Raw genomic sequence first — 23,988 nt, 5'->3', positions numbered from 1 at the left:
CGGGGGATTCTCACCCGCACCCCAAGCGGCGCATACGCGCCGCATCCGGTGCTCGCCCGCCGCGACCCCATGATCCGGAAGAGTTTGTGTCGCCATAGCAGCACAAAGTCTTCCGGATCACGAGAAACCGCCCCGGGACCGACCAGCCCAGCAAGCGGCGACCACCACTTCCCCATCCCGCGCGGTTCCGGTGGACAGGACCACCACAACCATTCGGAATCACCAGCCGCCAAGCCCGCCCCATGATCCGGAAGACAAATTGCTGCTATGACGACGAAAAGTCTTCCGGATCATGAGGAACGGGCCCAGCACCGACCAGTCCAGCAAGCGACGGCCATCACTTCCCCATGATCCCGCGCGATTCCGGCAGCCACAGCCACCACAACCATTCGGAATCACGGGCCGCCAAACCCACCACCATGATCCGGAAGACTTTGTGTCGTCATAGCAGCACAAAGTCTTCCGGATCACGAGAAACCGCCCCGGGACCGACCAGTCCAGCAAACGACGGCCATCACTTCCCCATCCCGCGCGGTTCCGGTGGACAGGACCACCACAACCACTCGGGATCACCAGCCGCCGAGCCCGCCCCATGATCCGGAAGACAAATTGCTGCTATGACGACGAAAAGTCTTCCGGATCATGAGAAACGGGCCTGGGATGGCTGGGTGGTGGGGGTGCTGGGAGGATCTGGGGGTGGTGAGGTTTGCGCTCACGGAGCGGGTGCGGCTCGGGCTGGTCGACGACAGCCTGGCGGGGTTGTCGGTCGGGGATGCGCTCGGGGCGCAGTTCTTCATGGTCGGGCGGTCGGTCGGCGACCTGGTCGCGGGGCGGGTGCCCGACGGGCCGTGGGAGTGGACCGACGACACGCACATGGCCTGCTCCGTCGTCACGGAGCTGCGGGACGGGCCCGCCATTGACCAGGACAGGCTCGCGGCGCGGTTCTCGCTGCGGTACGAGTCGCACCGCGGCTACGGGGCCGGGGCGGCGACCGTCCTGCACGAGATCCGTGAGGGCGTGCCCTGGCGGGAGGCCGCGCGGCGGGCGTTCGGCGAGCAGGGGTCGCTCGGGAACGGGGGTGCGATGCGGGTGGCGCCGGTCGGGGCGTACCACGCGGACCGGCCCGCACGGGCGGCCGAGCAGGCGGCCCGGTCCGCCGAGGTCACCCACGCGCACCCCGATGGGGTCGCCGGGGCGGTGGTCGTCGCCGTCGCGGCGGCGCACGCGGCGGCGGCGAGGCTCGGTGGGGCGCGGCCGGAGCCGAGGGCGTTCCTGGAGCTGCTGCGGCCACACACACCCGGAGGTGCCGTGGAGCGGGGGCTCACGAAGGCGGGCCGGCTGATCGGGCGGACCGCGCAGGAGGCCGCGTACGACCTCGGCAACGGCAGCAGGGTCACGGCGCAGGACACGGTGCCGTTCGCGGTGTGGGTGGCGGCGACGCACCTCGCCGACTACCCGGCGGCCGTGACCGCGTGCGTCCTCGCGGGTGGGGACATCGACACGACCGCGGCGATCGCCGGCGGGATCGTGGCCGCGTACACGGGAGTCGGTGAACGCACCGACACAGGCGCCGGTGTGCCGCCGTCGTGGATCGACGCCAGGGAACCGCTACCGGACTGGGCTGGGTGACGGTGACGGGGACGGGACGTCGGGGAAGGAGCGGTCGCCGAAGAGGATCCTGGCGGCGGCGGAGCGGCCGGGGCGGGTGCGGAGGAGGGCGATCGCGGCCTCGGCGGCGGCCGGGGACGTGACGGACGCGAGGGCCCGGCGCAGGGCGAGGCGGCCGCGGAAGCGGGAGCGCAGGGCGTTGCCGTCGTAGGCGCGCAGCACGTGGTCGTCGCCGGTGCGCAGGTAGTCGGACGTGACCGTGGCGGCGAGCTCGGACAGGCGCAGGCACGGGTCCAGGCCGCCGGCGGTCAGCGGGGAGACGGCACCGGCGGCGTCGCCGACGAGGAGGCCGGACGGGCACGCGAGGCGGCGCAGGACCCCGCCGACGGGGATCGGGCCGCCGCGGCGCTCCACGGGGCCGGCGGGCGCGGTCAGGCCGGGGGCGTCGGACGTGAAGGCCGACAGGAGGTGGCGTACGCCGAGGCGCATCGCGGACGGGTAACCGGCGACGCCCGCGTGGACGTGGTGCCCGTCGTCGATGACCCAGCCGAGGTAGCCGGGGGCGACGCGCGGGTCCAGGACGCAGTGGAACGCGGGGACGGTCGTGGCGGATCCGCTCGGGTGGATGAGCTCGGCGCCGACGAGCAGCCGGCGGTTGACGTCGAGGCCGAGGTCGCGGGCGACGGCGGAGCGGGCACCGTCGGCGCCGACGACGAACCGGGCCCGGACCGGCTCGGCGCCGTCCAGGTGTGCGATGCCTGCGGTGATGCCGGTGTACCGGACGCCGAGCAGCACCCGCGCGCCGGCGGTCTCCGCGGCCCGCCGGGCGTGGTCGTAGACGGCCGGCATGTCGGCGACGCGGTACTCGTCGCGGTCGCTGGTCAGGTGCACCGGGTCGCGGCGGGACGGCGGGTAGAGCAGCACGTCGCGGACGCCGGGGCCGAGCAGGTGGCCGGGCAGGTCGAAGTCGTCGAGGGTGCGCCGGACGAAGATCCCGGTCGTGCGGACCCCGGCCGCGAGGGACCTGCGCCGGTCGACGACCAGGACCCGCAGGTCCCGCTCCGCGAGCAGGCGGGCCGTGTGCAGGCCCGCCAGTCCGGCCCCGACCACCAGTACGTCAACCGTCTCCACGGGACGCACGGTAGAGCCGATCCGGGCCGCACGGGCGGCCGTGCACGGGACCCGCCCGACACCTTCGCAGCAGGTTCACAACGCCACCCGGGCGTGCGTTGACACGGCGCGTGACACTGTCGGCATGCTCGCATCGAAGCCCGTGCGTACGGTGCTCGCCGCACTCACCGCCGTGACGCTGGCGGGCTGCCTGCTCCGCCCGCGCGACGAGCCCGACGACCACGTGCTCGATCCGGCCGCGACGGCGGCGACCCCGGACCCGTGCGGGCTGCTCACGCCGGAGGAGGTGCAGCAGGTGCAGGGCGGCACGATCGAACCCGGCGAGGAGATCCGCGGCAACCGGACCGGCGAGCGGGTCTGCTCCTTCGACCAGCAGGGCACGAAGCTGCTCACCACGGTCAGCGTCTACCCGGAGGACCGCGCCGGGTTCGACGGCGAGTTCGAGACCGTCAAGGCCAACTTCCCGGACAGCGAACGGGTCCCCGGCATCGGCGAGGCCGCGTTCATCAGCACCGTCTTCCTGTTCTCGCTCAAGGGCGCGTTCGTCGTCGTGGTGGTCGCCGCGGGCGACGTCGACGCCGCGAAGCCGAAGCTGCTCGCCCTGGGCCCGAAGGCGGTGGCGAGGCTGCCGTGAAGCCTGCAATCCTTCCCCGCCGCTTGATCGAATGACGAATCTGGCTGTGATGACGACCAGAACTGCAATTCGATCACCGCGGAGCCGCGGAGCCGCGGAGCCGCGGAGCCGCGGAGCAAGCGAAGATCGGCGGCCGGGCACCGGATGCCGCTTGCCCTGCCACGCGGCTCAGCGCGGGTCGGCGGTTGCGCCGGCGAGGTCCAGCACGCGCCGGGCGGCGCGGACCACGGCGGCGTCGACCATGCGGCCGTCGGCGCCGACGAGCACGCCCGCGCCCGAGGAGACCGCCGCGTCGAAGCGCTCCACCAGGTCGGCTGCCACCGCGATCTCGACCGGGGACGGGGTGAAGACCTCGTTGACGACCGGGATCTGCGCCGGGTGGATGCACGCCCGGCCGACGAACCCGAGCCGCCGGAACGCGGCCGTCGACGCCCGCAGCGCCGGCAGGTCGCGGTAGTCGGTGCTGACGGACGCGACCGGCGCGGCGATCCCGGCGGCGGCGCTCGCGAGGACGACCTGCGAGCGGACGAAGAGCAGCTCACGCTCGTCGGGGCCGAGGGTGACGCCGAGCTCGGCACGCAGGTCCGCCTCGCCGATCTGCAGCCGCGCGACCCGCGGTGCCCGGGCGATCTGGGCGGCGTCGAGGACCGCGGTCGCCGTTTCCAGCAGCGGTACGACGGGGACCGCGCCGACCGGAAGCCCCCGCTCCTCCTCGGCCGCGGCCAGCACCGTCCCGAGCGCGGCGACCTCCGCGGCGCTGCCCGCCTTGGCGAGGCAGATGCCGGCCAGCCGGGGGCCGACGACCGCGCGGACGTCGTCGAAGCCGGCGGGGCCGGGGTTCACCCGCACCCAGACCGCAGGACCCGGAGCGGGACCGGCGGGACCGGCGGCCGGCAGGTCGGACAGCCAGGCGGCGACGATCGCGCGGGCGCGGGCCTTGCCGGCCAGGGGCACCGCGTCCTCCAGGTCGACGATGAGCGCGTCGGCGCCCCGGTCCAGGGCCTTGTCGAGCTTCGCGGGCGCGTCGCCGGGCACGTACAGGTAGGACCTCATCCGATGCTGCCCTTCCCGCTGGTGAGCGCCTTGGCGATGACGATGCGCTGGATGTCGTTGGTGCCTTCGCCGATCATCATCAGCGGCGCGTCGCGGTAGAGGCGTTCGACGTCGAACTCCTTGGAGTAGCCGTAGCCGCCGTGGACCTGCATCGCCGACAGCGCGCACGCGGCGGCCGCCTCCGACGCGAACGCCTTCGCCATCCCGGCTTCCATGTCGACGCGGCGGCCGGCGTCGGCGCGGGACGCCGCCCAGTACACCATGAGCCGCGCCGCCTGGACCTGCATCGCCATGTCGGCGAGCCGCAGCTGGATCGCCTGGAAGTCCGAGATCTGCGACCCGAACGCCTTGCGCTGCCCCGCGTAGCGCAGGGCCTCGTCGTAGGCGGCCTGGGCGATGCCGAGGGCGCGGGCGGCGACGTTGATCCGGCCGGTCTCCAGGCCGGACAGGACCTGCTGCATGCCGCGCCCCTCGACGCCGCCGAGCAGCGCGGAGGCGGGGACCCGGCAGTCGTCGAAGAGGATCTCGCACGACTCGGTGCCCTTGTAGCCGAGCTTCGGCAGGTCCCGGAGCACCTCGAAGCCGGGGGTGCCGGCCTCGACGAGCAGCACGGACATGCCGCGGTGCGCGGGGTCGGCCGACGGGTCGGTCTTGACGAGGACCGGCAGCGGGTCGGCGTGCCGGGCGTTGGTGATCCAGGTCTTGCGGCCGGTGATGACGTAGTCCTGGCCGTCGCGCCGGGCGACGGTGCGGATGCCCTGCAGGTCGGTGCCGGCGTCGGGTTCGGTGAGCGCGATCCCGGTGCGGCGGGCCCCGGTCGCGAGGTCCGGCAGGTACGCGCGGCGCTGCTCGTCGGTGCCGTGCCGCGCGATCAGCCAGCACGACAGGGAGTGGCTGCCGAGGATGCCGGCGATGCCCATCCAGCCCTTCGCGATCTCCTCGAAGACGAGGGCGAAGGAGACCATGTCTGCGCCGAGGCCGCCGTACTCCTCGGGGACGGTCAGCCCGAACAGCCCCATCCGCCGCATGGTCTCGACGATCTCGGCCGGGTAGCGGTCGGTCGCCTCCCATTCGCGGGCGACGGGCCGGATCTCCCTGTCGACGAACGCGCGCAGCGCGTCACGGAACTGGCGCTGCTCGTCAGTGAGCTCGAAGTCCACGGGTCACCCCAAACGGAAGACGGGAAGGTTGCGGCCGTCGTCGAGCGGCCGCCAGTGCACGACGACGGTGGCGCCGATCGCGGCGTCCTGCCACGGCTCCACGTTGGACACCAGGCGGGGGCCTTCGGCGAGCGCGATGACGGCGACCGCATACGGCTCCGACGCGCGGCGCACGACGGTGTACGTCTCGATCACGCCGGCGCCCGAGGTGTCCACCAGGGGCGGGTCCGGCTCCCCGCAGCGCAGGCACAGCGGGCGTGGGTAGTGCTGGTGGTGCCCGCAGGCGGCGCAGCGCTGGACGGTGAGCCGCCGCTGCCTCGTCGCGTCCCACCACGCGGCCGTCGTCTCGTCCACCGGGATGCTCACGAGGTCCGTCCGAGCAGGACGGTGCCGTGGGTGGAGAGGATTCCGCCGGTACCGTGGGCGAGCGCGACCCGGTCCGCCGTGCCGCGCAGCCGGCGGACGGCCTCGACGAGCAGCAGCACGCCGAGCTGCCCCGGGTGGCAGTAGGACAGCCCGCCGCCGGACGTGTTCATCGGCAGCGTCCCGGCGGCGACGAGGTCGGGTGCCTCGCCGAAGCCGCAGAAGCCGAGGGCCTCGAGGGTCAGCAGCACGGTGATGGTGAACGAGTCGTAGATCTGGGCGCTGTCGACGTCGGCGGGGGTGAGCCCGGCCATGGCGAACGCGCGGCGGCCGGAGTCGACGGCGCCGGTGCGCAGCAGGTCGCCGACGCCGACGATGGAGGTGCCGGTCGTCGCCTCGCCGTAGCCGAGGACCTCGACCGGGACGGCGGGCAGGTCACGGGCCCGCTCGAGGGTGGTCAGCACGACGGCGCCACCGCCGTCGGTGACGAGGCAGCAGTCGGCGACCCGCAGCGGGTCGCTCACCAGCGGACTGGCCTCCATGTCGACCGGTCCCGCACCGTACCGGTAGGCGCGCGGGTTCTTCAGCGCCCACTCGCGGGCCGCTACGGCCACCGAGGTCATGCCGGCCCGGCCGCGGTCGGCGCCGTACGCGTGCAGGTAGAGCTGCGCGGCGAGCGCGTACGCCGACACGGGGTACAGCGGCCCGTACGGCTGCTCGAACTGCGCCTCCGGCGTGTGCGCCTCGTAGGGGTCGAAGGTGCGGCTGCGGGCGGAGCGCTGGTTGGACCCGTACGAGATGACGACGACGGACGCCTGCCCGGCCTGGATCGCCTGGACGGCGTGGCCGACGTAGAGCTCGAACGCCGCGCCGCCGGCGAACGTCGAGTCCGTCCACCGTGGACGCAGCCCGAGGTGCTCGGCGACCTGGGTGGCGGAGAAGCGGGACACGCCGTTGGTGGCGAGCCCGTCGACGTCGGCGAGGCGCAGCCCGGCGTCGGCGAGCGCCCGGGTGACCGCCTGCGTCTGCAGGTGCAGCGCGGTCTTGCCGGTGACCCCGAGGTCGGACTCGGCCGCGCCGACGATGCAGACCCCGGTGGTCATCGCAGTTCCACTGTGGACGACGCGGGCGCCACGGCGATCCGACCCTCGGCGAGGACCTGGTGCTCGATGGTGACGAGGTTGCCGGCGACCGCGCTGACCGTGCCGACGCAGCGGACCGTGTCGCCGGCGTACACCAGGTTCTTGAACCGGAACCGCAGCGTGCGCAGGGTGCCACGGGCGCCGATCCAGTCCTGGACCTGCTCGGCGAGCAGCGCCCCGAACACCTGCCCGTCGACGACCGGCCGGTCCAGGCCGCGCGGCGCCAGGTAGGACGGATCGTAGTGCAGCCGGTGCCAGTCCCAGGTGGCGCCGGCGTAGGCGATCATGTCGGGCAGCGCGATCAGCCGTTCGAGGGGCGGCAGTTCGAGGCCGGGCTTCACGGCGTCACCGCCAGGTAGATGATGGTCTCCTCGTTGGTGGCGAGGAGTTCGCCGTCCTGGTTGGTGTAGGTGGCGCGCGAGGTGAACACCAGCATCGGCTGCCCGGCACCCGTGGCCCGCTCGGTGACGTCCACGAGCCGCCACACGGCGGTGACCACGTCGTCGGGGCGCACCGCCCGGTGGAACTCGTAGGCGTTGCCGCCGCGGACCTGGCGGGTGCCGGGCAGGTCGATCCCCCACGTGTGGCCGGCGTAGCCGTCGGCGTCGCGGGGCAGCCCGGCGTACTGGTTGGTCTCGCAGATCAGCGTCGGCGGCGCGACGACCCCGTCGTGGCCGGCGGCCCGGGCGGCCGCGTCGTCGGTGTAGACGGGGTTGTCGTCGCCGACCGCGAGGGCGAAGTAGCGGATCGCCGCGCGACCGAGGGGTTCGGGCGCGGTGTAGGTGGCCTCGCGGCCGATGAGGGCCCGGATCTCGTCGGTCATCATGCGAGCACCGCCGTCGGCACGACCTCGATCAAAAACTGGGGGCGCAGCAGCGCCGAGCAGACGACGGAGGTGACGGCGGCGTGCGGGTAGCGCTCGGCGCGCGCGGCGGCAAGGCGAGGATAGTCGGCCACCGCGGCCGGGGTGACGTACTCGAGGAGGCGGGTGACGGTGGCGCCGGCGGCGACCAGGTCGATGTTGTCGTAGACGAACGCGGCCTGCGCCGGCAGGTCGTCCTCGTGCACGGCCAGCTGTGACTCCGGGTCGAGCGCGCCGAAGCCCGACATGACCAGGGTGCCGCCCGCCAGGACGCCGGGGAGGTAGGTGAGGGTGTCGTACCGGGACCAGCCCGGGTTCACCGGCCGCAGCGGCCCGCGGGCGGCGAGCGCGTCGAGCGACACGGCGGCGCCGGCCTCGACGGGCGTGTCGACGAGGATCCCGGCGGCGCCGGGAAAGACGGGGCCGAGCAGGTCCCGCCGGGGGCGACCGCACCGGGGGTAGTCGGCGCGGGTCGCGGTGGCGGTGAAGTCGGTCGTGCGGACCAGCGCGTCGAGGCCCAGCCCGGCGTGGCCCAGCAGCTCGCCGATGCGTTCGAGGCACCAGGTGTACTGGTCCCGGAAGGCGCCCGTGGTGGTGTGGACGCTCGGCAGGTGCACGAGGTCCCCCGCGACGCGCAGCAGGCCACCGGCGACCGCCTCGCCCCCGCCGGGGTGCACCGTCAGGTCGACGGCGAAGCGGTGCCCCGGATCCGGGAACCCGGCGACGGGCACGACCGACACCGGCGCCAGGTGCCCGTCGAGGAACCGCTCGCGCGCGCCCGGTGGGGCGCCGGCGGTGACGTACTCGGCGACGTGGACGACGTCGCCCGGCCCGAACCCGGCGTCCGCGAGGTGACGGGCGGCCGACGCGTAGACGGTCGCGGGGTCGGGGCCGGCGATCCCCGGCAGGTAGGTGGTCATGCGGTCGCTCCCAGCGCGTCGAGCAGATCGGTGAGGTCGGGCGCGGCCGGCAGGGCGGCGACGGCGGCGAGGACCGCGGGCCCGCCCGGGCCGAGGTTCGCGAGGGCCTTGCCGCGCACCGTCGCTTCGAGGCCGGGCGCGCCGGGCCCGCCGCCGCTGCGCGGCACCGCGGCGGTCAGCGTCCGGCCGTCCCGGAGCGTCACCGTGACCCGGCCGGGCTGTTCGGCGGCCGGGCCCGCGAAGTCGGCCACGCGGTGCCGTACCGACGCCGCCAACGCCGACACGTCGGGCCGGTCGACGCGGGTGAAGGTGTCCACGGTGACGGCCCGGTCGACGAGCATCGCGGCGACACACCACGCCAGGGCGAACTTCGCCTGGTACGCGGTGCGGGGCGCGGCCTGGTCCGGCCCGCAGACGATCGCCTCGGCGTCGGGGTGGATGTCGACGACCACGGCGACGACGTCGGCGGGGTCCAGGCGCAGGGTGGCGGCGGCGTCGAGCGGGGCGTGCAGCAGCTGGCACGCCGGGTATGGCTTCACGGTGATCTGGGTCAGCTCGAACCGCTCGCCGAGGCCGTCGAGGACCGCTTCCGGCGCGACCCGCCGGCCGGCCAGGGCGGCGTAGAATCCTGACGCGCCCTCGATCGCGCTCGCCGGCCCGCTGGCGCCCGCGGCGGCGAGGCGGGCGGCGAGGATCCCGTGGTGCGCCGCGAAGCCGGTGTGCAGCTGCTTCGTCGACGACCCGGTGTGCAGGAACTCCAGGAGCCCGCCGGCCTGGCTGGCGGCGATGCCGATCGCGTCGACCGTCTGCGCCCGGGTGAGGCCGTGCAGCCGGGCCGCCACGAGCGCCGCGGCGATCACCCCGCAGGCGGCGGTGGCGTGCACCCCGCGCGCGTGGAACGCGTGCGGCGCCGCGCCTCCGAGCCGGCAGATCGTTTCGAGCCCGACGACCGCGGCCGCGACGGCCTCCGCCCCGCTGACCCGCAGCTGCTCCCCCACCGCGAGCACCACGGGCAGCACCGGTGCCGTCGCGTGGACGAGGCCTCCGGCGTGGGTGTCGTCGAAGTCGAGCGCGTGGACGAGGACCCCGCCGGCGAGCGCGGCGGCGGGCGCCCCGACCCGGACCCCGGTGCCGAGGATGCGTGCCTCGGGCGCTCCCCCGAGCCCCCGCGCGACCGCGAGCGCGGGCTCCGCGGCCCCGCCCCGCAGCGCGGCGACGGCGGTCCCGCACCCGTCGAGCAGGTGCCGCAGCGCCGCGTCGACCGCCTGCCGCGGCAGCCCGTCCGGCGTGACCGCCAGCCCCCACTCGGCGAGCCCGGCCGCGACCGTCATGCGGGTGGTCCGAAGGCGCCGGCGGCTTCGAGGGCGGCGACCCGGGTGTCGTCGTAGCCGAGGACGTCGTGCAGGACGTAGCCGGCGTCCTCGTTGCGGCGGGGGGCGCGGCGGTGCGGGACCGGGTCGGTGCCGACCCGCACCGGCGACGCCGGCTGCCGGACGGTGCCGAAGCGCGGGTGGTCGGTCTCCACGACCAGGCCGCGGGCGGCGGTGTGCGGGTCGGCGAGCGCGGCGGCGACGTCGTTGACGGGGCCGCACGGGATGCCGGCGGGCTGGAGATCGGCGAGCCACGCCGCCACCGTCCGCGTCGCGAACGCGTCCTCGAGCAGCGCGAGCAGGATCGTCGCGTGGCGGTGCCGGTCGCCGAACGTCGCGAACCGCGGGTCGGCGGCGAGCGCGGTGCCGGCGACCTCGTCGAGCAGGGCGGCGAGCCGCCGCCAGAACTTCTCCTTCGCGCAGCCGACGACCAGCCAGCCGTCCTGGGCCTCGAACACCTGGAACGGCACCAGCGACGGGTGCGCCGAGTGGTGCGTCCGGGTGGGCTGGAAGCCGCCGTTGAGGTGCCACACGGCGGGGTACGTGAGCATGCCGACGGCCGTGTCGTACAGGCTGAGGTCGCAGTCCATGCCGACGCCGTCGCGGCGGGCCGCGTGCACCCCGGCGAGGAGCGCGATCGCGGCGACCAGACCGCCGCTGTAGTCCACCAGGGACAGTCCGCTCTTCGTCGGCGGGCCGCCGGGCTCGCCGGTCAGCTCCATCCAGCCGGCGAGCCCCTGCAGGACGTAGTCGTAGCCGGGCTGGGTGGCGCGCGGGCCGGTCATGCCGAAGCCGGTCAGGGAGCAGCAGACGATCGCGGGGTTGATCCCGGCGAGGTCCTCGTAGCGGATGCCGAGCTTCGCCGGCACGTCGCCGCGCAGGTTGGAGTAGACGGCGTGGCTGGCCCGCACCAGGTCCTCGAACACGGCCCGCCCGGCCGGCGCGGTGACGTCGAGGGAGATGGAGCGCTTGTTGCGGTTGAACGTCTCGAAGAACAGCGAGTCCTCGCCGTCGGCGAACGGCGGCACGTACCGGCCGACGTCGCCGCCGGTCCGCGGGTCCTCGACCTTGATGATCTCGGCGCCGAGGTCGGCGAGGTGCACGGACCCGAACGGTCCCGCGCCGTACTGCTCCAGCGAGACGATCCGGACGTCTTCGAGCGGTCTCACCGGTACACCTCCTCAATGAGACGCAGGATCCGCTCCTGCAGCTCGCGCGTCCTTTCGGCGGGCAGCCCGTGCGTGGGAGGGCTCAGCTTCACGGCTCCGGCCGGCCCCGAGTAGGCGGCGATCCGCGACGCGACCTCGTCCGGGGTGCCGGTGAGGGTGAGCCGGTCGACCATCGCGGGTGCGACGGCGCCGGCGAGCCCGTCGGCGGGCAGCCCGCCGCGGAACGCGTCGATGACCCGCTGCTGCTCGTCGGCGAGGCCGTGGAAGGCGAACAGGTCGCCGTAGGTGCGCACCGAGGCGTAGAACCCGACGACCCCCGCGGCGTCGGCGCGGGCCCGCACCGGGTCGTCGTCGATGGCGCAGCAGGCGGACACGACGACCTCGAACCCGGGCCGGGGTCGCAGGCGGGGCAGGACGTGCGACGACAGGTAGGACGGCGAGCACAGCTCGTGCGAGATCCACCCGTCGCCGATCTCGCCGGCGAGGGCGGTCATGGCGGGACCGACGCCCGCGAGATAGACCGGGATCTGTTCCCGTACCGGTGGGTACGGGCGGCGGTAGCCACGCACGCGCAGCTGGACGACGTCGCCCTCAAACTCGATCGGGTCACCGGTGTGCGCGCCCGCGACGACCGCCCGGACGGCGAGCACGGTCTCGCGGAGGCGCTGGACCGGGCGGGACCAGGTGACGCCGTGCCAGTCCTCGTTGAGCCGCTGCACGCCGGTGCCGAGGCCGAGGCGCAGCCGCCCGCCGGACAGCTCGTCGAGGTCGAGCGCGGACAGCGCGGTGAGGAACGGGCTACGTGCGAAGGCCAGGGCGATCCCCGTACCGACGCCCACGGACGAGGTGCGGGCGGCGAGGGCGGCGGCGGTGACGGGCGCGCTGCGGTGCAGCTCCGGCGCCCAGACGACGGCCGCCCCGGCCGCCTCCGCCCGGCGGGCCGCGTCGAGCTGCTCCTGGAGCGTCTCGCCCCAGGGCTGAAAGTGCAGCGCCGGCATCGTCATACCGCCGCCTTCGGCGTCGGCATGACTGAATCCTGCCATCCTGATGAGCGGGCCGAGTCGCTCCGCTGCCCGCTCATACGGTCAGCGGCCCGGTCTTCGCGACGGGGAAGTGCGACTTGTCGTGGGGAGCGTCGCGGCGGTACACCATGACGCTGCGCCGCCAGGACATCACCTCGTCGCCGTCCTGGTTGAGTCCGCGGGTGCGGCAGGTGACGATGCCGGCGTAGGGCCGGGACGCCGACGGGCGGGTCTCCAGGACGATCGACTCGGCGTAGAGGGTGTCGCCGACGAACACCGGCGCGGTGAGGCGGATCTCCTCCCAGCCGAGGTTCATGATCGCGTGCTGGCTCATGTCGGAGACGGACAGCCCGAGGACGACCGCGACGCTCAGCCCGGAGTTGACGATGAGCCGCCCGTACGGCGCGGAGGCGGCGAAGTGGGCGTTGAAGTGGTTCTGGTTGGTGTTCATGGTGAGCAACGTGAACCACGTGTTGTCGGCCTCGCTGATCGTGCGCCCCAGCGGATGCTGATAGACCGCGCCGACGGTGAAGTCCTCGAGGTAGTTGCCCAGCGTCATGCTCGTGACGCTAGGCAGCGCGCCACGCCAGAGTCAAGCACTTGTTTCCCACAGCGGATCAGTGTTTCCATTGTGCGATGGGCTGGTGGATCCTGCTGCACATCGTGCTGTTCGTGTTCTGGCTGGGCGGGGACCTCGGCGTCTTCTACTCCAGCCGCTTCGTCCTGCGGCCCGACCTGCCGCCCGTCGCGCGCAACACCGCGCTGAAGATCATGGGCGGGCTCGACCTGGGGCCGAAGATCTGCCTGGTGCTCTTCCTGCCCAGCGGCGTCACCCTGATGGCCCTGGACTCGCACGGCGCGCGCCTGGGCGGCTTCGAGCTGTTCCAGTGGTGGACGGTGCTGCCGGTGTGGCTCTTCGCCTTCGGCTGGCTGTTCCTGACGGTCAAGGACCACCACGCGCCGGGGAAGCACCCCGTGGTGCGACGGGCGGACTGGGGCATCCGGATCGGTCTGATCGGGGTGTTGTACGCCCTGGCGGGGTACACGGTCATCGCCGCCGAGCCGTTCGGCGTGACGACGAACCCGAAGTGGCTCGGCGCGAAGGTCGCGCTCTACGCCACGGCGATCGCGTGCGGCCTCGGCATCCGGCTCACGCTGCGCGGCTTCGCCGCCCCCTACGGCGCGCTCATGACGACCGGCTCGACCCCGGAGGTGGAGCGCGGCCTGCGGCGGGCGGTGGACGGCTGCCTGCCGTACGTGTGGGGCATCTGGCTGTCCGTCCTCGCCGCCGCCGCCTTCGGTGTCCTGAAGCCCTGGATGCACTGAGGCGCCCGGAAGCCCTCGTCGAACTACGGCGCGTGGTAGCCGAAGTGGCCGGAGACCCGGGCGGCCGCGACGAGAAGCCGCTCGGCGCACTCCGACATCCGCGGCTTGAAGCGCGACAGCGGCCCGGCCACCGACAGCACCGCGATGACGTGCCCGTCGTGGTCGAAGACCGGCGCGGCCACCGACGCCGCGCCGACCTGCCGCTCCCCCAGCGAGGTCGCGTAGCCGCGGCGCTGGATGGCGGCCAGCTCGAGGCGCAGCGCAGCGTCGTCGATGATGGTCTTCTCCGTCAGCGCGCCGAGGGTGTGCTTGGCCAGGTACACCTCGATCTCGTCCTCGCCCAGGAACGCCAGGAACGCCTTCGACGAGGCGCCCGCGTGCAGCGGGTAGGGCGTGCCGAGCTGCACCTCCAGGCGCAGCTCCTGCTCCGGCACCACCTGGTCGGCGTAGAGGCGCATGTCGCCGCGGCGGATGGACAGGGTGGAGGTCTCGCCGGTCTCCTCCGACAGCCGGCGCAGCTCCGGCGCCGCGATCGCGCGCAGGTCGGTGCGGGCCAGGTAGGCGCGGCCGAGCGCGACCGCCGCGTGGCCGAGCGCATACCGGCGGGTCGTCGGGTCGACCGTGACCAGGTCGCGGTTGCGCAGCGCGGTGAGGATGCGGTGCACCGCCGCCTTGGTCAGGCCGAGCTCGGCGGCGATCTCGGTCACGCCCAGGTCGGGGCGCCCGACCCGGCCGAAGAGGAGCAGGACGTCCATGGCCCGCTCGACCGCCGCGATGGAGCGGCTCGCGGAGCCGTCGGTGTTGTCGGCGGAAGCCGCCGTGGTGGTGGTCGACACCCCAGAAGTCTAAGCACAGATTTCCCTAGGGGAAACGGCGTCGCACATCGTTGACATCGCTTGACCACCGTCGTTACCTTGACGGTGACAGCGTTTCGCCAAGTGGAACAGTTCGGCAGACAGAAGGTGAGCGCGGGTGACGATCGACCCCGACACGTTCCGCTCGGTGCTCGCACAGTGGCCGAGCGGCGTCAGCGTCGTGACCACGGTCGCGGGCGACGGCTGGCACGGCATGACCGCGAGCTCGTTCTCCAGCGTGAGCATGGACCCGCCGCTGATCCTCGTCTGCCTCAACCGGCGGATCACCACGCACGCGCTCATCGAGGCCAGCAGCGTCTTCGCCGTGAGCGTCCTGGCGAAGGACCAGACGATGGTCGGCCGCCGCTTCGCCGGCCAGGAAGGCGTCGCGGACCGGTTCGCCGGCGGCGCCTGGGAGACCCGGGTCACCGGCGCGCCGGTGCTCACCGACGCCGTCGGCTGGCTCGACTGCCGGGTCGTGCACGCGTACGCCGGCGGCGACCACACCATCTTCGTCGGCGCGGTCCTCGGCGCGTCGACCGAGCGGGTCGTCGCGCCGCTGCTGTTCCACTCCCGGGCCTGGGGCCAGCTCGCCGACGTGCTGCCCGACCGGGTCAGCGTCGCCGACACCGGGCTGCTGTCCGCGCTGCGCACCCACGCCGTGCCCGCCACCGCCGCCGGCGCCCTCGCCACCGCGCTGCGCGCCGCCGGGGTCCGGGTGCGCGTGCGGGACCCGTACGGCTGCCTCGTCTCGACCGGTGACCGGCGCACCGCGACCGCGCTCGTCGCGACCGCCGACGAGGTCGCCGACGCGGCCCTGTCCGGCGCCGGGGTGATCGAGCTGCCCGCCGGGGACCCCGTCGTCACGAAACACATCCTCGACGAGGCCGACCGCTACGACATGACGGCGGCCTGCTGGCTGCCGGACGCGTTCGCGCCCGCCCGCGCCGCCGACGTGCTCGCCGCCGTCGACACGCTCGCCGCGCTCGGCTGCGCCGAGATCGGCCTCGACGAGGGTGCCGAGGCCGCCTCGCCCCGCCAGGTCCGGGAGCTGCTGCAGGACGCGACCGTCCGGGCTGCCATGAGGCCCATGCCCGTGTCCTTACGGGTCCGCCTGCGCGACCGGCACGGCCTCGGCCTCGTCAACGCGCTGACCGCGATGAAGAGCGGCGTCCGGCACTTCGACACCACCCTCGGCGGCATCGACGGGGTCCTGGCCTGCGAGGACGTGCAGTTCCTCGCCGACCGGCTCGGCGTCGCCTGCGACAGCCCCCGCGCCGCCCTGGTCGCCGCCGCCGCCGACCTCGAACGACACCTCGGCGGGGCGCTGCCCGGCCGCACGTACCGCGTTTCCACCTCCTGAAGGGACCCCGACCGTCATGGCACAGCTCACCGCCGACCGTCTGCTGGACGGCCTGTCCGACGCCGAGCGTGGCCGGGCCGCACGGGTCGAGGCCGTCCTGCCCGCGCTGCGGGACGCCGCGGCGGGCGCCGACGCCGGAGGCCGCTTCCCAGTCGAGCACGTCGCCCGGATGCGCGACGCGGGGCTCCTCGGGCTCGTCGTGCCGGAGGAGTACGGCGGGCTCGGCGGCACCCTGCGCGACCTCGCCGCCGCCACGTTCGCGATGGGCACCGCGTGCGGGTCGACGGCGCTGGCGTACTTCTTCCACAACACCAGCGCGTCGCGCGGCCTGCTGCCGCTGGAGGCGATCAGGGCCGGCCTGTTCGAGGCCGACGAGGTCCCGGTCGTGCGGGCGTTCGCCGAGAAGGTCCTGACCCGCATGGCCGGCGGCGTGTGGCTGGCCAACTTCGCGTCCGAGTCGGTGAAGAGCGCCGGCGCGAACATCTCCATCAGCACCACGGCGACGAAGGTCGACGGCGGCTGGCTGCTCAACGGCGAGAAGTCCTTCGGCTGCGCCACCGGCGTCGCCGACTACTACCTGACCACCGCCCGGCTGGACGGCACCGACACCGCCGCCGGGCTCGCCACGTTCTTCGTCCCGCGCGACGCCGCCGGCGTCGGTGAGCGCCCCACCTGGGACGCGCTCGGCATGCGCGCCACCGCCAACCAGGGCATCACCCTCAAGGACGTGTTCATCGCCGACGACGAGGCGCTGACCCTGCCGGGCGCGTTCGTGCGGATGCTGCAGGTCAGCCGCGGCTCGTTCGTCGGCAACCAGCTCGCCATCTCCGCCGTCTACCTCGGCTCGGCGCAGTCGGCGTACGACGCGGCCCTCGCCGCGACGACCGGCAAGACGTTCGCCGACACCGGGCGGCCCGTCGCCAGCAGCCCCATGCACCAGGTCCTGTTCGGCGACATGACCGAGCGCCTGGAGACCGCGTACCTGTGGATCCGCCGCCAGCTGGAGCTGGAGACCTCCGAGCCGCCGCTGCGCGGCAAGGACGACGTGTTCCGCCAGTGGCGGATGGCGAAGGGCTCCATCACCGAGGCGTGCTTCGACGTGGCCGTCGGCGCGCTCAAGTGCACCGGCACGTCCGGCACCGCCAACTCCGGCGTCATCGCCCGCGCCGTCCGCGACACCGCGATGTCCCTGGTGATGACGTTCCCCGCCGAGCGCGGCCGCCTGGAGGCCGCGAACCTGGTCACCACCGGCGCGGAGAACGCCCTGTTCGCCAACGTCGCGTCGACCACGACGACGACAGGGAAGGATCACTGACATGACGGCCCGCTCTCTCGTCGACGGTGGCTGGAAGCCCGCCACCCGGACGCTGCCCGGCACCCTGGAGGACCCGGCGACCGGCGCGGTGCTCGGCCCGCAGCTCGGCAGCTCCCGCGAGGACGTCGAGACCGCCCTCGCCGCCGCCGACCGGGCCGCCGGGCCGTGGGCGGCCGTCCCGCCGGCCGAGCGCGCCGACCTGCTCGACGCCTGCGCCGACGCCCTCGAGGCGGCCGTCGCCGGGATCGTCGCCGTGGAGAGCGCGAGCACGGGCGTGCCGATCCGGCAGGCGACCCCGCTCGGGTTCATCGTCACCGGCTCGTTCCGGCTCGCCGCCGCGCAGCTGCGCGAGGGCTGGCTGACCCGGACCGTCACCCGCGACGACGGCCGGCCCGTCACCGTCGAGCTGCTGCCATGGGGTCCGGCGCTGTGCCTCGTGCCGTGGAACGCGCCCGCGCCGATGGCCGCGCACAAGGCCGCCAACGCCCTCGCCGCCGGCTGCCCCACGATCCTGAAGCCCAGCGAGTACGCCCCCGCCGGCACCCAGCTGCTCGTCGAGACGATCGCGGACGTCCTGCCGCCCGGCGTGCTGCAGCTGCTGCACGGCGGCGCCGAGGTCGGCGGGGCGCTCGCCGGCGACCCGCGGGTGCGGGCCGTGTCGTTCACCGGCGGCGTCCCCGGCGGCCGCGCCGTCGCCGGGCTGTGCGCGGCCGGGCTGAAACCGGCGCAGCTGGAGCTCGGCGGCAACAACCCGCTGCTCGTCATGCCCGACGCCGACGTCGGCGCCGCCGCCCGCGCCGCCGTCGACCTGCTCACCACCCTCAACGGCCAGTGGTGCCGGGCGCTGGGCCGGCTCATCGCCCCGCACGACCTGCTCCCGTCGCTGCTCGCCGCGATCGGTGAGCGCCTGGCCGCGCTGCGCGCCGGCGACCCCGCCGACCCCGCCACCGAGCTCGGCCCGCTCATCCACAGCGGGCACCGGGCGCTCGTCGCGGCCCGGCTCCTGGACCTCGGCGGCAAGGCGCACATGTTCACCGATGTGCCCGCCGGCGGGAACTTCTTCGCGCCCGCGCTCGTCACCGGCGCCGCCGAGGAGCCCGCCCGGCACGAGATCTTCGGGCCGGTGGCCACCGTCCACGGCTACGGCACCGTCGACGAGGCCGTCGCGCTCGCCAACGACACCGCGTACGGCCTGGAAGGCTACGTGTTCGGCACCGACGAGGAGGCCGCGCTCGCCGCCGCCCGCCGCATCCGGGCCGGCGAGGTGAAGGTCAACGGCTCGTCGGTGATGAGCCTGCACCTGTTCACGCCGCGCCCCGCGTGGGGCGTCTCCGGCCTCGGCGAGGAAGGCACCGCGGAGACCCTGCGGTTCTTCACCAACCCGCGGGTCACCGGCGTCGAGAACGGCTTCGCGCTGTGAGGTCGCTGCTGCACGCCCCGGGCGTGACCCACCTGCCCGGCGTGTACGACCCGCTGACCGCCGCGCTCGCGGCCCGGGCCGGGTTCTCGGCCGTGCACCTGTCTGGGGCGGCGGTCGCGGCGCTCGCGCTCGGCCTGCCCGACCTGGGCTACGTGCACGGCACCCACATCGCCGACCGCGCCGCCGCGCTCACGCCCGCGCTCGGCGGAGTGCCGCTGCTCGCCGACGCCGACACCGGCTACGGCAACGCGCTGCACGCGGTGTGGACGGCCCGCCGGTACGCCGCCGCCGGCGTCGCCGGGCTGCACCTGGAGGACCAGGTCAGCCCGAAGCGCTGCGGGCACCTCGCCGGCAAGGACCTCGTCGACGTGCGGGTGGCCGCCGCGAAGATCCGGGCGGTCGCCGAGGCCGCGACCGGTCTGGTGCTCGTCGCCCGCACCGACGCCTACACCGTCACCGGTCTCGACGACGCGATCGGCCGGTGCCTGGCCTACGTCGACGCCGGCGCCGACGCGGTCTTCGTCGAGGGGGTCACCGGCGCGGCGGAGCTGGCCGCCGTGCACGCCGCGCTGCCCGGCGTCCCCCTGGTCGTCAACCGCTCCGAGGCGGCCGGCGCCGACGTCTTCCTGAAGGACGCGGACCTCACGGCGGTGGGCGTCCGGCTCGTGCTGCACCCGGTCGCGCCGCTGCTCGCCGCGCTGCAGGCGGCCCGGGCCGCGTACGCCGCGATCGCCGCGCACGGCACCGCCGCCGGCGTCACCCGGCTGCCGTGGGACGCGTTCACCGGCCTCGTCGGCCAGGGCTCGGCCCTCGCCCTCGACGCCCAGTACGCAGTGGAGGTGCCCGCATGAAGGTCATCGTCGCCGGCGCCGGGCCGGTCGGGCTCACCGCCGCGCTCACCCTGCACCGGCTCGGCGCCGACGTCACCGTCCTGGAAGCGGGCGACGCCCTCGCCACGGAGTCCCGGGCGTCGACGTTCCACCCGCCGTCCCTGGAGATGCTCGCCGGGCTCGGCGTCCTGCCCACGCTCCTGGAGCAGGGCCTGGTGTCGCCGCGGTTCCAGTACCGCGAACGCGGCGGCGGCATCATCGCCGAGCTCGACATGGGGCTGCTCGCCGGCGACACCCCCTACCCGTTCCGGGTGCAGTGCGAGCAGAGCAAGCTGACCCGGCTGCTGCTGCCGCTGCTGCCGCCCGGCACCGTCCACTTCGGACAGCGCGTCGAGCGCGTCGCGCAGGACCGCACCGGGGTGACGGTCAACGACCGTTTCCGCGGCGACTGGCTCATCGGCGCCGACGGGGCCAACTCGGCGGTGCGCCGGTCCCTGTTCGGCGACGCGTTCGAAGGCATCACCTACCCGGACCGGTTCCTGGTCGGCTCCACCGACGAGGACCTCGCCGCGCTGCTGCCCGGCATCGCCGACGTCAACTACCTGTTCGACCCGGTCGAGTGGCTGGTCCTGCTGCGGACCCCGGACCACTGGCGGGTGCTGCTGCCGACCCCGCCGGACACCCCCGACGACCTGGAGAAGGCGAGGCTGCCGGAGCGGCTCCTCGGCGTCGCCGACCCCGGGCGGCCGTGGCGGGTCGCGCACACCACGCTGTACCGGGTCCATCAGCGGGTCGCGGAGTCCTTCCGGGTGGGCAGGGTGCTCCTCGCGGGGGACGCCGCGCACATCAACAACCCGCTGGGCGGGATGGGCATGAACTCCGGCATCCACGACGCGGTCCTCCTCGCCAAGGCCGTCATGACCGGCGACGACGACGTCATCACCGGCACCGCGGACGCCAGGCGCGCCGTCGCCCGCGACTACGTGCAGAAGACCACCCACGGCAACTGGGAGAAGCTGCGCTCCGGCGGCGCCTCCGCCTACGCCGACGAGCTGCGCGCCCTCGCCGCCGACCCGGTCGCCGCCCGCGCCTACCTGCTCCGGTCCTCGATGATCGCGTCACTGCGGGAGGTATCGGCATGAGCGCACGGGCGGTCATCCGGCGGGAGAACCCGGCGCGGCGCACCGAGATCGTCGGGCGGGTCTTCCCGGTCGGCCACAATGCCCCCGACCGGGTCGACGACGCCGTCCGCGCCGCGCACGCCGCGTTCCGCGGCTGGTCGGCGACCCCGATCGACCGGCGGCTCGCCGCGCTGAGCGAGGTCGCCGAGGCGATCGACGGCGAGCGGGAGGAGCTGGCCGTCCTGCTCGCCCGGGAGATCGGCAAGCCCCTGCCCGACTGCCGCGGCGAGATTGGGTTCGCCGTCCAGCACCTGCGGTGGGTGATCGAGCACGCGCCGGCCGCGTACGCCGACCGGGAGCTCGACGACGCGCAGGGCCGGCTGCTGACCGTCCGGAAGCCCTACGGGGTCGTCGTCGCGATCACCCCGTGGAACGCGCCGGTCATCCTCGCGATGCTCAAGCTCGCCGCGGCCCTCGCCGCCGGCAACACCGTCATCGTCAAGCCCTCCCCGCTCGGCCCGCTCACCGTCGACCGCCTGGTCCGGCTGTTCCAGGCGCACCTGCCCGACGCCGCCGTCCAGGTCATGCACGGTTACGCGCATCTCGTCACGGCGCTCGTCACGCACCGCCTGGTCCGCAAGGTCGCGTTCACCGGCGGCGAGGACGCGGGCCGGGCGATCGCCGCGGCCGCCGCGGACCGGATCATCCCGACGGTGCTGGAGCTCGGCGGCAACGACCCGGCGGTGTTCCTGTCCGACGCGCCGTTCGACGACGCGAGCATGGAGCGCCTGGTGATGGCGAGCTTCGCGACCGCCGGGCAGGTGTGCATGGCGGCGAAGCGGCTGTACGTGCCCCGGGACCGCACCGGCGAGTTCGTGGACGCGTACGTGGCCGCCGCGGCCCGGGTCCTCGTCGTCGGCGACCCGCTCACCGAGGGCGTCACGATGGGGCCGCTGATCAGCGCCGAGGCCCTGACTCGCGCGTTCGACCTGGCCATGGCCGCCAACGGCGAGATCGTCGAGCTGGGCCGCGAGGCCGACGGCCACGACGAGCAGGCGGGCTACTTCCTGCACCCGATGCTCCTCGTCGACCCGAGGCCGGACTCCGCCCTGATCCGCGAGGAGCAGTTCGCGCCGGTCGTGCCGCTGGTCCCGTACGACTCCGAGGACCAGGTCCTGGCCATGGCCAACGACGACGACCTCGGCCTCGGCGCGTCGGTGTGGAGCGCCGACGAGGAGCGGGCGTTCGCCTTCGCCCGGCGCCTGGAGGCGGGGTTCGCGTTCGTCAACACCCACAACCGCACCGGCATGTCGCTGCGGGCGCCGTTCGGCGGGGTGAAGCGCTCCGGCTGGGGCCGCGAGTACGCCGAGGAGGGCCTCGCCGAGTACGCGCAGACGTGCGTGGTCCACGCGCCGGCCGCGTTCCGCGCGGGCGGGGCCGGCCTGTCCCCCACCGCCTACCCGTCGTAGAAAAGTGTTATCCGGATCGTCCGGCATGCATCTCTCAAGGGACGCACACCCCCGTCAGAGAGGTCCGACATGTCAACGGCACGAACAACACTGCTGCTCGCCGCGGCGGGCGGGCTCGTCGTGGCCGCGCTGGTCGCCACCGGTCCCGCGGCGAACGCGGCCGCGGTGCCCGCGTTCCCGGGCGCGGCCGGCCCGGCCGCGTACGCCACCGGCGGCCGGGGCGGGGACGTCTACCACGTCACCAACCTCAGCGACAGCGCCACCACCCCGCAGCCCGGGTCCCTGCGGTACGGCATCGCCAACGCGCCCGGCACCGGCCGGACGATCGTGTTCGACGTCGCCGGCACCATCAAGCTGTCCCCGGCGGGTCGGCAGGGCTGGCTCGCGATCGGCAAGAGCAACCTGACGATCGCCGGGCAGACCGCGCCCGCGCCCGGCATCACGATCATGGGGCAGGCGACCAAGGTCACCGGCGACAACGTCGTCCTCCGGCACCTCAAGTTCCGGCCCGGGCAGGACCAGGCCAACCCCGGCACGGCGACGAACGACGGGATCTGGATCACCGGCGACCGGGTGATCGTCGACCACGTGTCGGTCAGCTGGGCCGACGACGAGGGCATCAGCGCCAGCGACGGGGCCGGGCAGGTGTCGGTCCAGTACGCGATCGTGTCCGAGGGGCTGAACTACAACGGGCACAGCTACGGCGCGCTCGTCGGCAGCGACGTGACCGGCTCGAACATCGCCTACCACCACAACCTGTTCGCCCACAACCTCAGCCGGCTGCCCCGGCTGGGCAACGAGACCGGCGCGGTGAACGCGGTCGACTGGAGCAACAACGTCGTCTTCGAGGGCAAGGGCTACAGCGGCGACAACCAGAACGCGAACGCCAACTTCGTGGGCAACACGTACCTGCGCCACAACTCGAGCAGTCCCGCGGTCTTCACCGGGGCCACCGGCACCAGCCTCTACCAGTCGGGCAACCGGGTCGACTACGACGGGGACCCGAACCTGACCAACGGGCGCGACGCCACGTGGACCGAGTACGCCTCGGTCCCGACGCACCGGTCGGCCCGCCTCGATGTGCCGAACATGACCTACGAGACGGCCGCCGCGGCGCTGCCCAAGGTCCTCGACCGCGCCGGCGCGTTCTGGTGGGCCCGCGACGCCGTCGACACCAGGATCGTCGCCGAGACCCGCACGACCAGCGGCGGCCTGATCAACGCCCCGAACGCGGGCGAGTGGAGCGCCCTGTGGAACGCCGCCCAGGTGGGCCGGCCCGGCGGCTGGGACACCGACCGCGACGGCATGCCCGACGCCTGGGAGTCCGCCAGCGGCCTCGACCCGAAGGTGGACGACCACAACGGCGACGCGGACGGCGACGGCTACCGCGACATCGAGGAGTACCTGGAGCACGCCGCCCAGGGCGGCCAGGTGAACCCGACCCCGCCGGTCACCACCCCGCCGGTCACGACCCCGCCGGCTGCGGGTGGGTGCACGGCGGCCTACCGGACCACCAACGGCTGGTCCGGCGGCTTCCAGGGCGAGGTGACGGTGACCGCCGGCGGCACGCCGATCACCGGCTGGTCGGTGCGCTGGACGCTCGGCAGCGGCCAGAGCATCGGCCAGATCTGGAGCGGCCGCCTCGCCACGAGCGGCGCGGCCGTCACCGTGACCAACGAGTCCTACAACGGCGCCCTCGCCGCCGGCGCCTCGACCACCTTCGGCTTCATCGCGACGGGCACGGCGACGACGCCGGCCCTGACCTGCGCCCGAAGCTGACCCACGCCCCGGCGCCGGCTTCCTGCCGGGCCCTGTTCAGGGCCCGGCGGGTGCGGCTGATGCAGGAGGAAGCCGGC

General features: G+C 74.2%; 23 protein-coding genes. 10 read left to right on the top strand and 13 right to left on the bottom strand.

The window, feature by feature from the left end; translation table 11 throughout:
- The first annotated feature begins 699 nt into the window (after positions 1 to 699).
- Positions 700 to 1,629 carry an ADP-ribosylglycohydrolase family protein gene (locus AB0J72_RS28180; protein WP_363403844.1) on the top strand — a complete coding sequence of 310 codons (930 nt, stop codon included), beginning with the start codon at positions 700 to 702 and terminating at the stop codon, positions 1,627 to 1,629.
- Here AB0J72_RS28180 and AB0J72_RS28175 read toward each other — a convergent pair.
- Positions 1,609 to 2,739, bottom strand: coding sequence for an NAD(P)/FAD-dependent oxidoreductase (locus tag AB0J72_RS28175; RefSeq protein WP_363403684.1), 1,131 nt, complete (start codon positions 2,737 to 2,739; stop codon positions 1,609 to 1,611). The two genes, AB0J72_RS28180 and AB0J72_RS28175, sit on opposite strands and share 21 nt — an antisense overlap.
- A 124-nt stretch (positions 2,740 to 2,863) precedes the next feature.
- On the opposite strand from AB0J72_RS28175, the gene AB0J72_RS28170 reads away from it, so the two are divergent.
- On the top strand, positions 2,864 to 3,373 hold the full coding sequence (locus AB0J72_RS28170; protein WP_363403682.1) for a hypothetical protein: 510 nt from the start codon (positions 2,864 to 2,866) through the stop codon (positions 3,371 to 3,373).
- Between the two features lie 168 nt (positions 3,374 to 3,541).
- Here AB0J72_RS28170 and AB0J72_RS28165 read toward each other — a convergent pair whose 3' ends face one another.
- The 11 genes from AB0J72_RS28165 to AB0J72_RS28115 form a co-directional block, all read right to left on the bottom strand.
- Positions 3,542 to 4,426, bottom strand: a complete 885-nt coding sequence (locus tag AB0J72_RS28165) for a CoA ester lyase (RefSeq protein WP_363403680.1) — start codon at positions 4,424 to 4,426, stop codon at positions 3,542 to 3,544.
- Positions 4,423 to 5,586, bottom strand: coding sequence for an acyl-CoA dehydrogenase family protein (locus AB0J72_RS28160; RefSeq protein ID WP_363403677.1), 1,164 nt, complete (start codon positions 5,584 to 5,586; stop codon positions 4,423 to 4,425). Before AB0J72_RS28160 ends, AB0J72_RS28165 begins: the two co-directional genes overlap by 4 nt.
- 3 nt (positions 5,587 to 5,589) lie before the next feature.
- Complete coding sequence (locus AB0J72_RS28155) at positions 5,590 to 5,952, bottom strand: zinc ribbon domain-containing protein (protein ID WP_360561943.1); 363 nt, start codon at positions 5,950 to 5,952, stop codon at positions 5,590 to 5,592.
- Positions 5,949 to 7,052, bottom strand: a complete 1,104-nt coding sequence (locus AB0J72_RS28150) for a thiolase (protein WP_363403675.1) — start codon at positions 7,050 to 7,052, stop codon at positions 5,949 to 5,951. The genes AB0J72_RS28155 and AB0J72_RS28150 overlap by 4 nt, the downstream gene beginning before the upstream one ends.
- A complete protein-coding gene (locus AB0J72_RS28145) occupies positions 7,049 to 7,432 on the bottom strand; it encodes a MaoC/PaaZ C-terminal domain-containing protein (RefSeq protein ID WP_363403673.1) in 384 nt (127 codons plus the stop codon). Before AB0J72_RS28145 ends, AB0J72_RS28150 begins: the two co-directional genes overlap by 4 nt.
- Positions 7,429 to 7,917 (bottom strand): MaoC family dehydratase N-terminal domain-containing protein, encoded by a 489-nt coding sequence (locus AB0J72_RS28140; RefSeq protein WP_363403671.1) that lies wholly within the window; start codon positions 7,915 to 7,917, stop codon positions 7,429 to 7,431. Before AB0J72_RS28140 ends, AB0J72_RS28145 begins: the two co-directional genes overlap by 4 nt.
- Positions 7,914 to 8,873, bottom strand: coding sequence for a RidA family protein (locus AB0J72_RS28135; RefSeq protein WP_363403669.1), 960 nt, complete (start codon positions 8,871 to 8,873; stop codon positions 7,914 to 7,916). The genes AB0J72_RS28140 and AB0J72_RS28135 overlap by 4 nt, the downstream gene beginning before the upstream one ends.
- The gene (locus tag AB0J72_RS28130; RefSeq protein ID WP_363403667.1) at positions 8,870 to 10,204 is read right to left on the bottom strand and encodes an MmgE/PrpD family protein; all 1,335 of its coding nucleotides are present in this window, start codon (positions 10,202 to 10,204) and stop codon (positions 8,870 to 8,872) included. Before AB0J72_RS28130 ends, AB0J72_RS28135 begins: the two co-directional genes overlap by 4 nt.
- On the bottom strand, positions 10,201 to 11,412 hold the full coding sequence (locus AB0J72_RS28125; RefSeq protein WP_363403665.1) for a CoA transferase: 1,212 nt from the start codon (positions 11,410 to 11,412) through the stop codon (positions 10,201 to 10,203). The genes AB0J72_RS28130 and AB0J72_RS28125 overlap by 4 nt, the downstream gene beginning before the upstream one ends.
- The gene (locus tag AB0J72_RS28120) at positions 11,409 to 12,416 is read right to left on the bottom strand and encodes an LLM class flavin-dependent oxidoreductase (RefSeq protein WP_363403663.1); all 1,008 of its coding nucleotides are present in this window, start codon (positions 12,414 to 12,416) and stop codon (positions 11,409 to 11,411) included. The genes AB0J72_RS28125 and AB0J72_RS28120 overlap by 4 nt, the downstream gene beginning before the upstream one ends.
- Positions 12,417 to 12,489: 73 nt before the next feature.
- A complete protein-coding gene (locus tag AB0J72_RS28115) occupies positions 12,490 to 12,993 on the bottom strand; it encodes a MaoC family dehydratase (RefSeq protein ID WP_344498614.1) in 504 nt (167 codons plus the stop codon).
- Positions 12,994 to 13,070: 77 nt separating this feature from the next.
- Here AB0J72_RS28115 and AB0J72_RS28110 point away from each other — a divergent pair, with 77 nt between their 5' ends.
- Entirely contained in the window at positions 13,071 to 13,760 is a 690-nt protein-coding gene (locus tag AB0J72_RS28110; RefSeq protein ID WP_363403661.1) for a hypothetical protein, read from the top strand.
- A gap of 23 nt (positions 13,761 to 13,783) precedes the next feature.
- Here the strand turns inward: AB0J72_RS28110 and AB0J72_RS28105 are convergent, their stop codons facing one another.
- Positions 13,784 to 14,596 carry an IclR family transcriptional regulator gene (locus AB0J72_RS28105; protein ID WP_363403659.1) on the bottom strand — a complete coding sequence of 271 codons (813 nt, stop codon included), beginning with the start codon at positions 14,594 to 14,596 and terminating at the stop codon, positions 13,784 to 13,786.
- 136 nt (positions 14,597 to 14,732) lie between these two features.
- On the opposite strand from AB0J72_RS28105, the gene AB0J72_RS28100 reads away from it, so the two are divergent.
- The 7 genes from AB0J72_RS28100 to AB0J72_RS28070 all read left to right on the top strand — a co-directional run bounded on the left by AB0J72_RS28100 (position 14,733) and on the right by AB0J72_RS28070 (position 23,911).
- Positions 14,733 to 15,977 carry a flavin reductase gene (locus AB0J72_RS28100; protein WP_363403657.1) on the top strand — a complete coding sequence of 415 codons (1,245 nt, stop codon included), beginning with the start codon at positions 14,733 to 14,735 and terminating at the stop codon, positions 15,975 to 15,977.
- Positions 15,978 to 15,993: 16 nt separating this feature from the next.
- The gene (locus AB0J72_RS28095; protein ID WP_363403655.1) at positions 15,994 to 17,292 is read left to right on the top strand and encodes an acyl-CoA dehydrogenase family protein; all 1,299 of its coding nucleotides are present in this window, start codon (positions 15,994 to 15,996) and stop codon (positions 17,290 to 17,292) included.
- A 1-nt stretch (position 17,293) separates the two neighbouring features.
- A complete protein-coding gene (locus AB0J72_RS28090; protein ID WP_363403653.1) occupies positions 17,294 to 18,712 on the top strand; it encodes an aldehyde dehydrogenase in 1,419 nt (472 codons plus the stop codon).
- A complete protein-coding gene (locus AB0J72_RS28085; protein WP_363403651.1) occupies positions 18,709 to 19,563 on the top strand; it encodes an isocitrate lyase/PEP mutase family protein in 855 nt (284 codons plus the stop codon). The genes AB0J72_RS28090 and AB0J72_RS28085 overlap by 4 nt, the downstream gene beginning before the upstream one ends.
- On the top strand, positions 19,560 to 20,684 hold the full coding sequence (locus AB0J72_RS28080) for an NAD(P)/FAD-dependent oxidoreductase (protein ID WP_363403649.1): 1,125 nt from the start codon (positions 19,560 to 19,562) through the stop codon (positions 20,682 to 20,684). The genes AB0J72_RS28085 and AB0J72_RS28080 overlap by 4 nt, the downstream gene beginning before the upstream one ends.
- Positions 20,681 to 22,132 carry an aldehyde dehydrogenase family protein gene (locus tag AB0J72_RS28075; protein WP_363403647.1) on the top strand — a complete coding sequence of 484 codons (1,452 nt, stop codon included), beginning with the start codon at positions 20,681 to 20,683 and terminating at the stop codon, positions 22,130 to 22,132. Before AB0J72_RS28080 ends, AB0J72_RS28075 begins: the two co-directional genes overlap by 4 nt.
- Before the next feature lie 69 nt (positions 22,133 to 22,201).
- Entirely contained in the window at positions 22,202 to 23,911 is a 1,710-nt protein-coding gene (locus AB0J72_RS28070) for a cellulose binding domain-containing protein (protein WP_363403645.1), read from the top strand.
- Positions 23,912 to 23,988 lie beyond the last annotated feature (77 nt).

It is taken from the genome of Dactylosporangium sp. NPDC049742, from assembly GCF_040674675.1.
GTDB lineage: Bacteria > Actinomycetota > Actinomycetes > Mycobacteriales > Micromonosporaceae > Dactylosporangium > Dactylosporangium maewongense.
Note: the sequence above shows the minus strand (reverse complement) of the source record. Positions and strands in the feature narration are given on the sequence as shown.

Coding starts and splice junctions, on each gene's coding strand:
- AB0J72_RS28090 (WP_363403653.1), top strand. CDS start 17,294: ATGACGGCCCGCTCTCTCGTCGACGGTGGCTGGAAGCCCGCCACCCGG.
- AB0J72_RS28080 (WP_363403649.1), top strand. CDS start 19,560: ATGAAGGTCATCGTCGCCGGCGCCGGGCCGGTCGGGCTCACCGCCGCG.
- AB0J72_RS28115 (WP_344498614.1), bottom strand. CDS start 12,993: ATGACGCTGGGCAACTACCTCGAGGACTTCACCGTCGGCGCGGTCTAT.
- AB0J72_RS28120 (WP_363403663.1), bottom strand. CDS start 12,416: ATGACGATGCCGGCGCTGCACTTTCAGCCCTGGGGCGAGACGCTCCAG.
- AB0J72_RS28135 (WP_363403669.1), bottom strand. CDS start 8,873: ATGACCACCTACCTGCCGGGGATCGCCGGCCCCGACCCCGCGACCGTC.
- AB0J72_RS28110 (WP_363403661.1), top strand. CDS start 13,071: ATGGGCTGGTGGATCCTGCTGCACATCGTGCTGTTCGTGTTCTGGCTG.
- AB0J72_RS28165 (WP_363403680.1), bottom strand. CDS start 4,426: ATGAGGTCCTACCTGTACGTGCCCGGCGACGCGCCCGCGAAGCTCGAC.
- AB0J72_RS28170 (WP_363403682.1), top strand. CDS start 2,864: ATGCTCGCATCGAAGCCCGTGCGTACGGTGCTCGCCGCACTCACCGCC.
- AB0J72_RS28130 (WP_363403667.1), bottom strand. CDS start 10,204: ATGACGGTCGCGGCCGGGCTCGCCGAGTGGGGGCTGGCGGTCACGCCG.
- AB0J72_RS28095 (WP_363403655.1), top strand. CDS start 15,994: ATGGCACAGCTCACCGCCGACCGTCTGCTGGACGGCCTGTCCGACGCC.
- AB0J72_RS28075 (WP_363403647.1), top strand. CDS start 20,681: ATGAGCGCACGGGCGGTCATCCGGCGGGAGAACCCGGCGCGGCGCACC.
- AB0J72_RS28070 (WP_363403645.1), top strand. CDS start 22,202: ATGTCAACGGCACGAACAACACTGCTGCTCGCCGCGGCGGGCGGGCTC.
- AB0J72_RS28150 (WP_363403675.1), bottom strand. CDS start 7,052: ATGACCACCGGGGTCTGCATCGTCGGCGCGGCCGAGTCCGACCTCGGG.
- AB0J72_RS28140 (WP_363403671.1), bottom strand. CDS start 7,917: ATGATGACCGACGAGATCCGGGCCCTCATCGGCCGCGAGGCCACCTAC.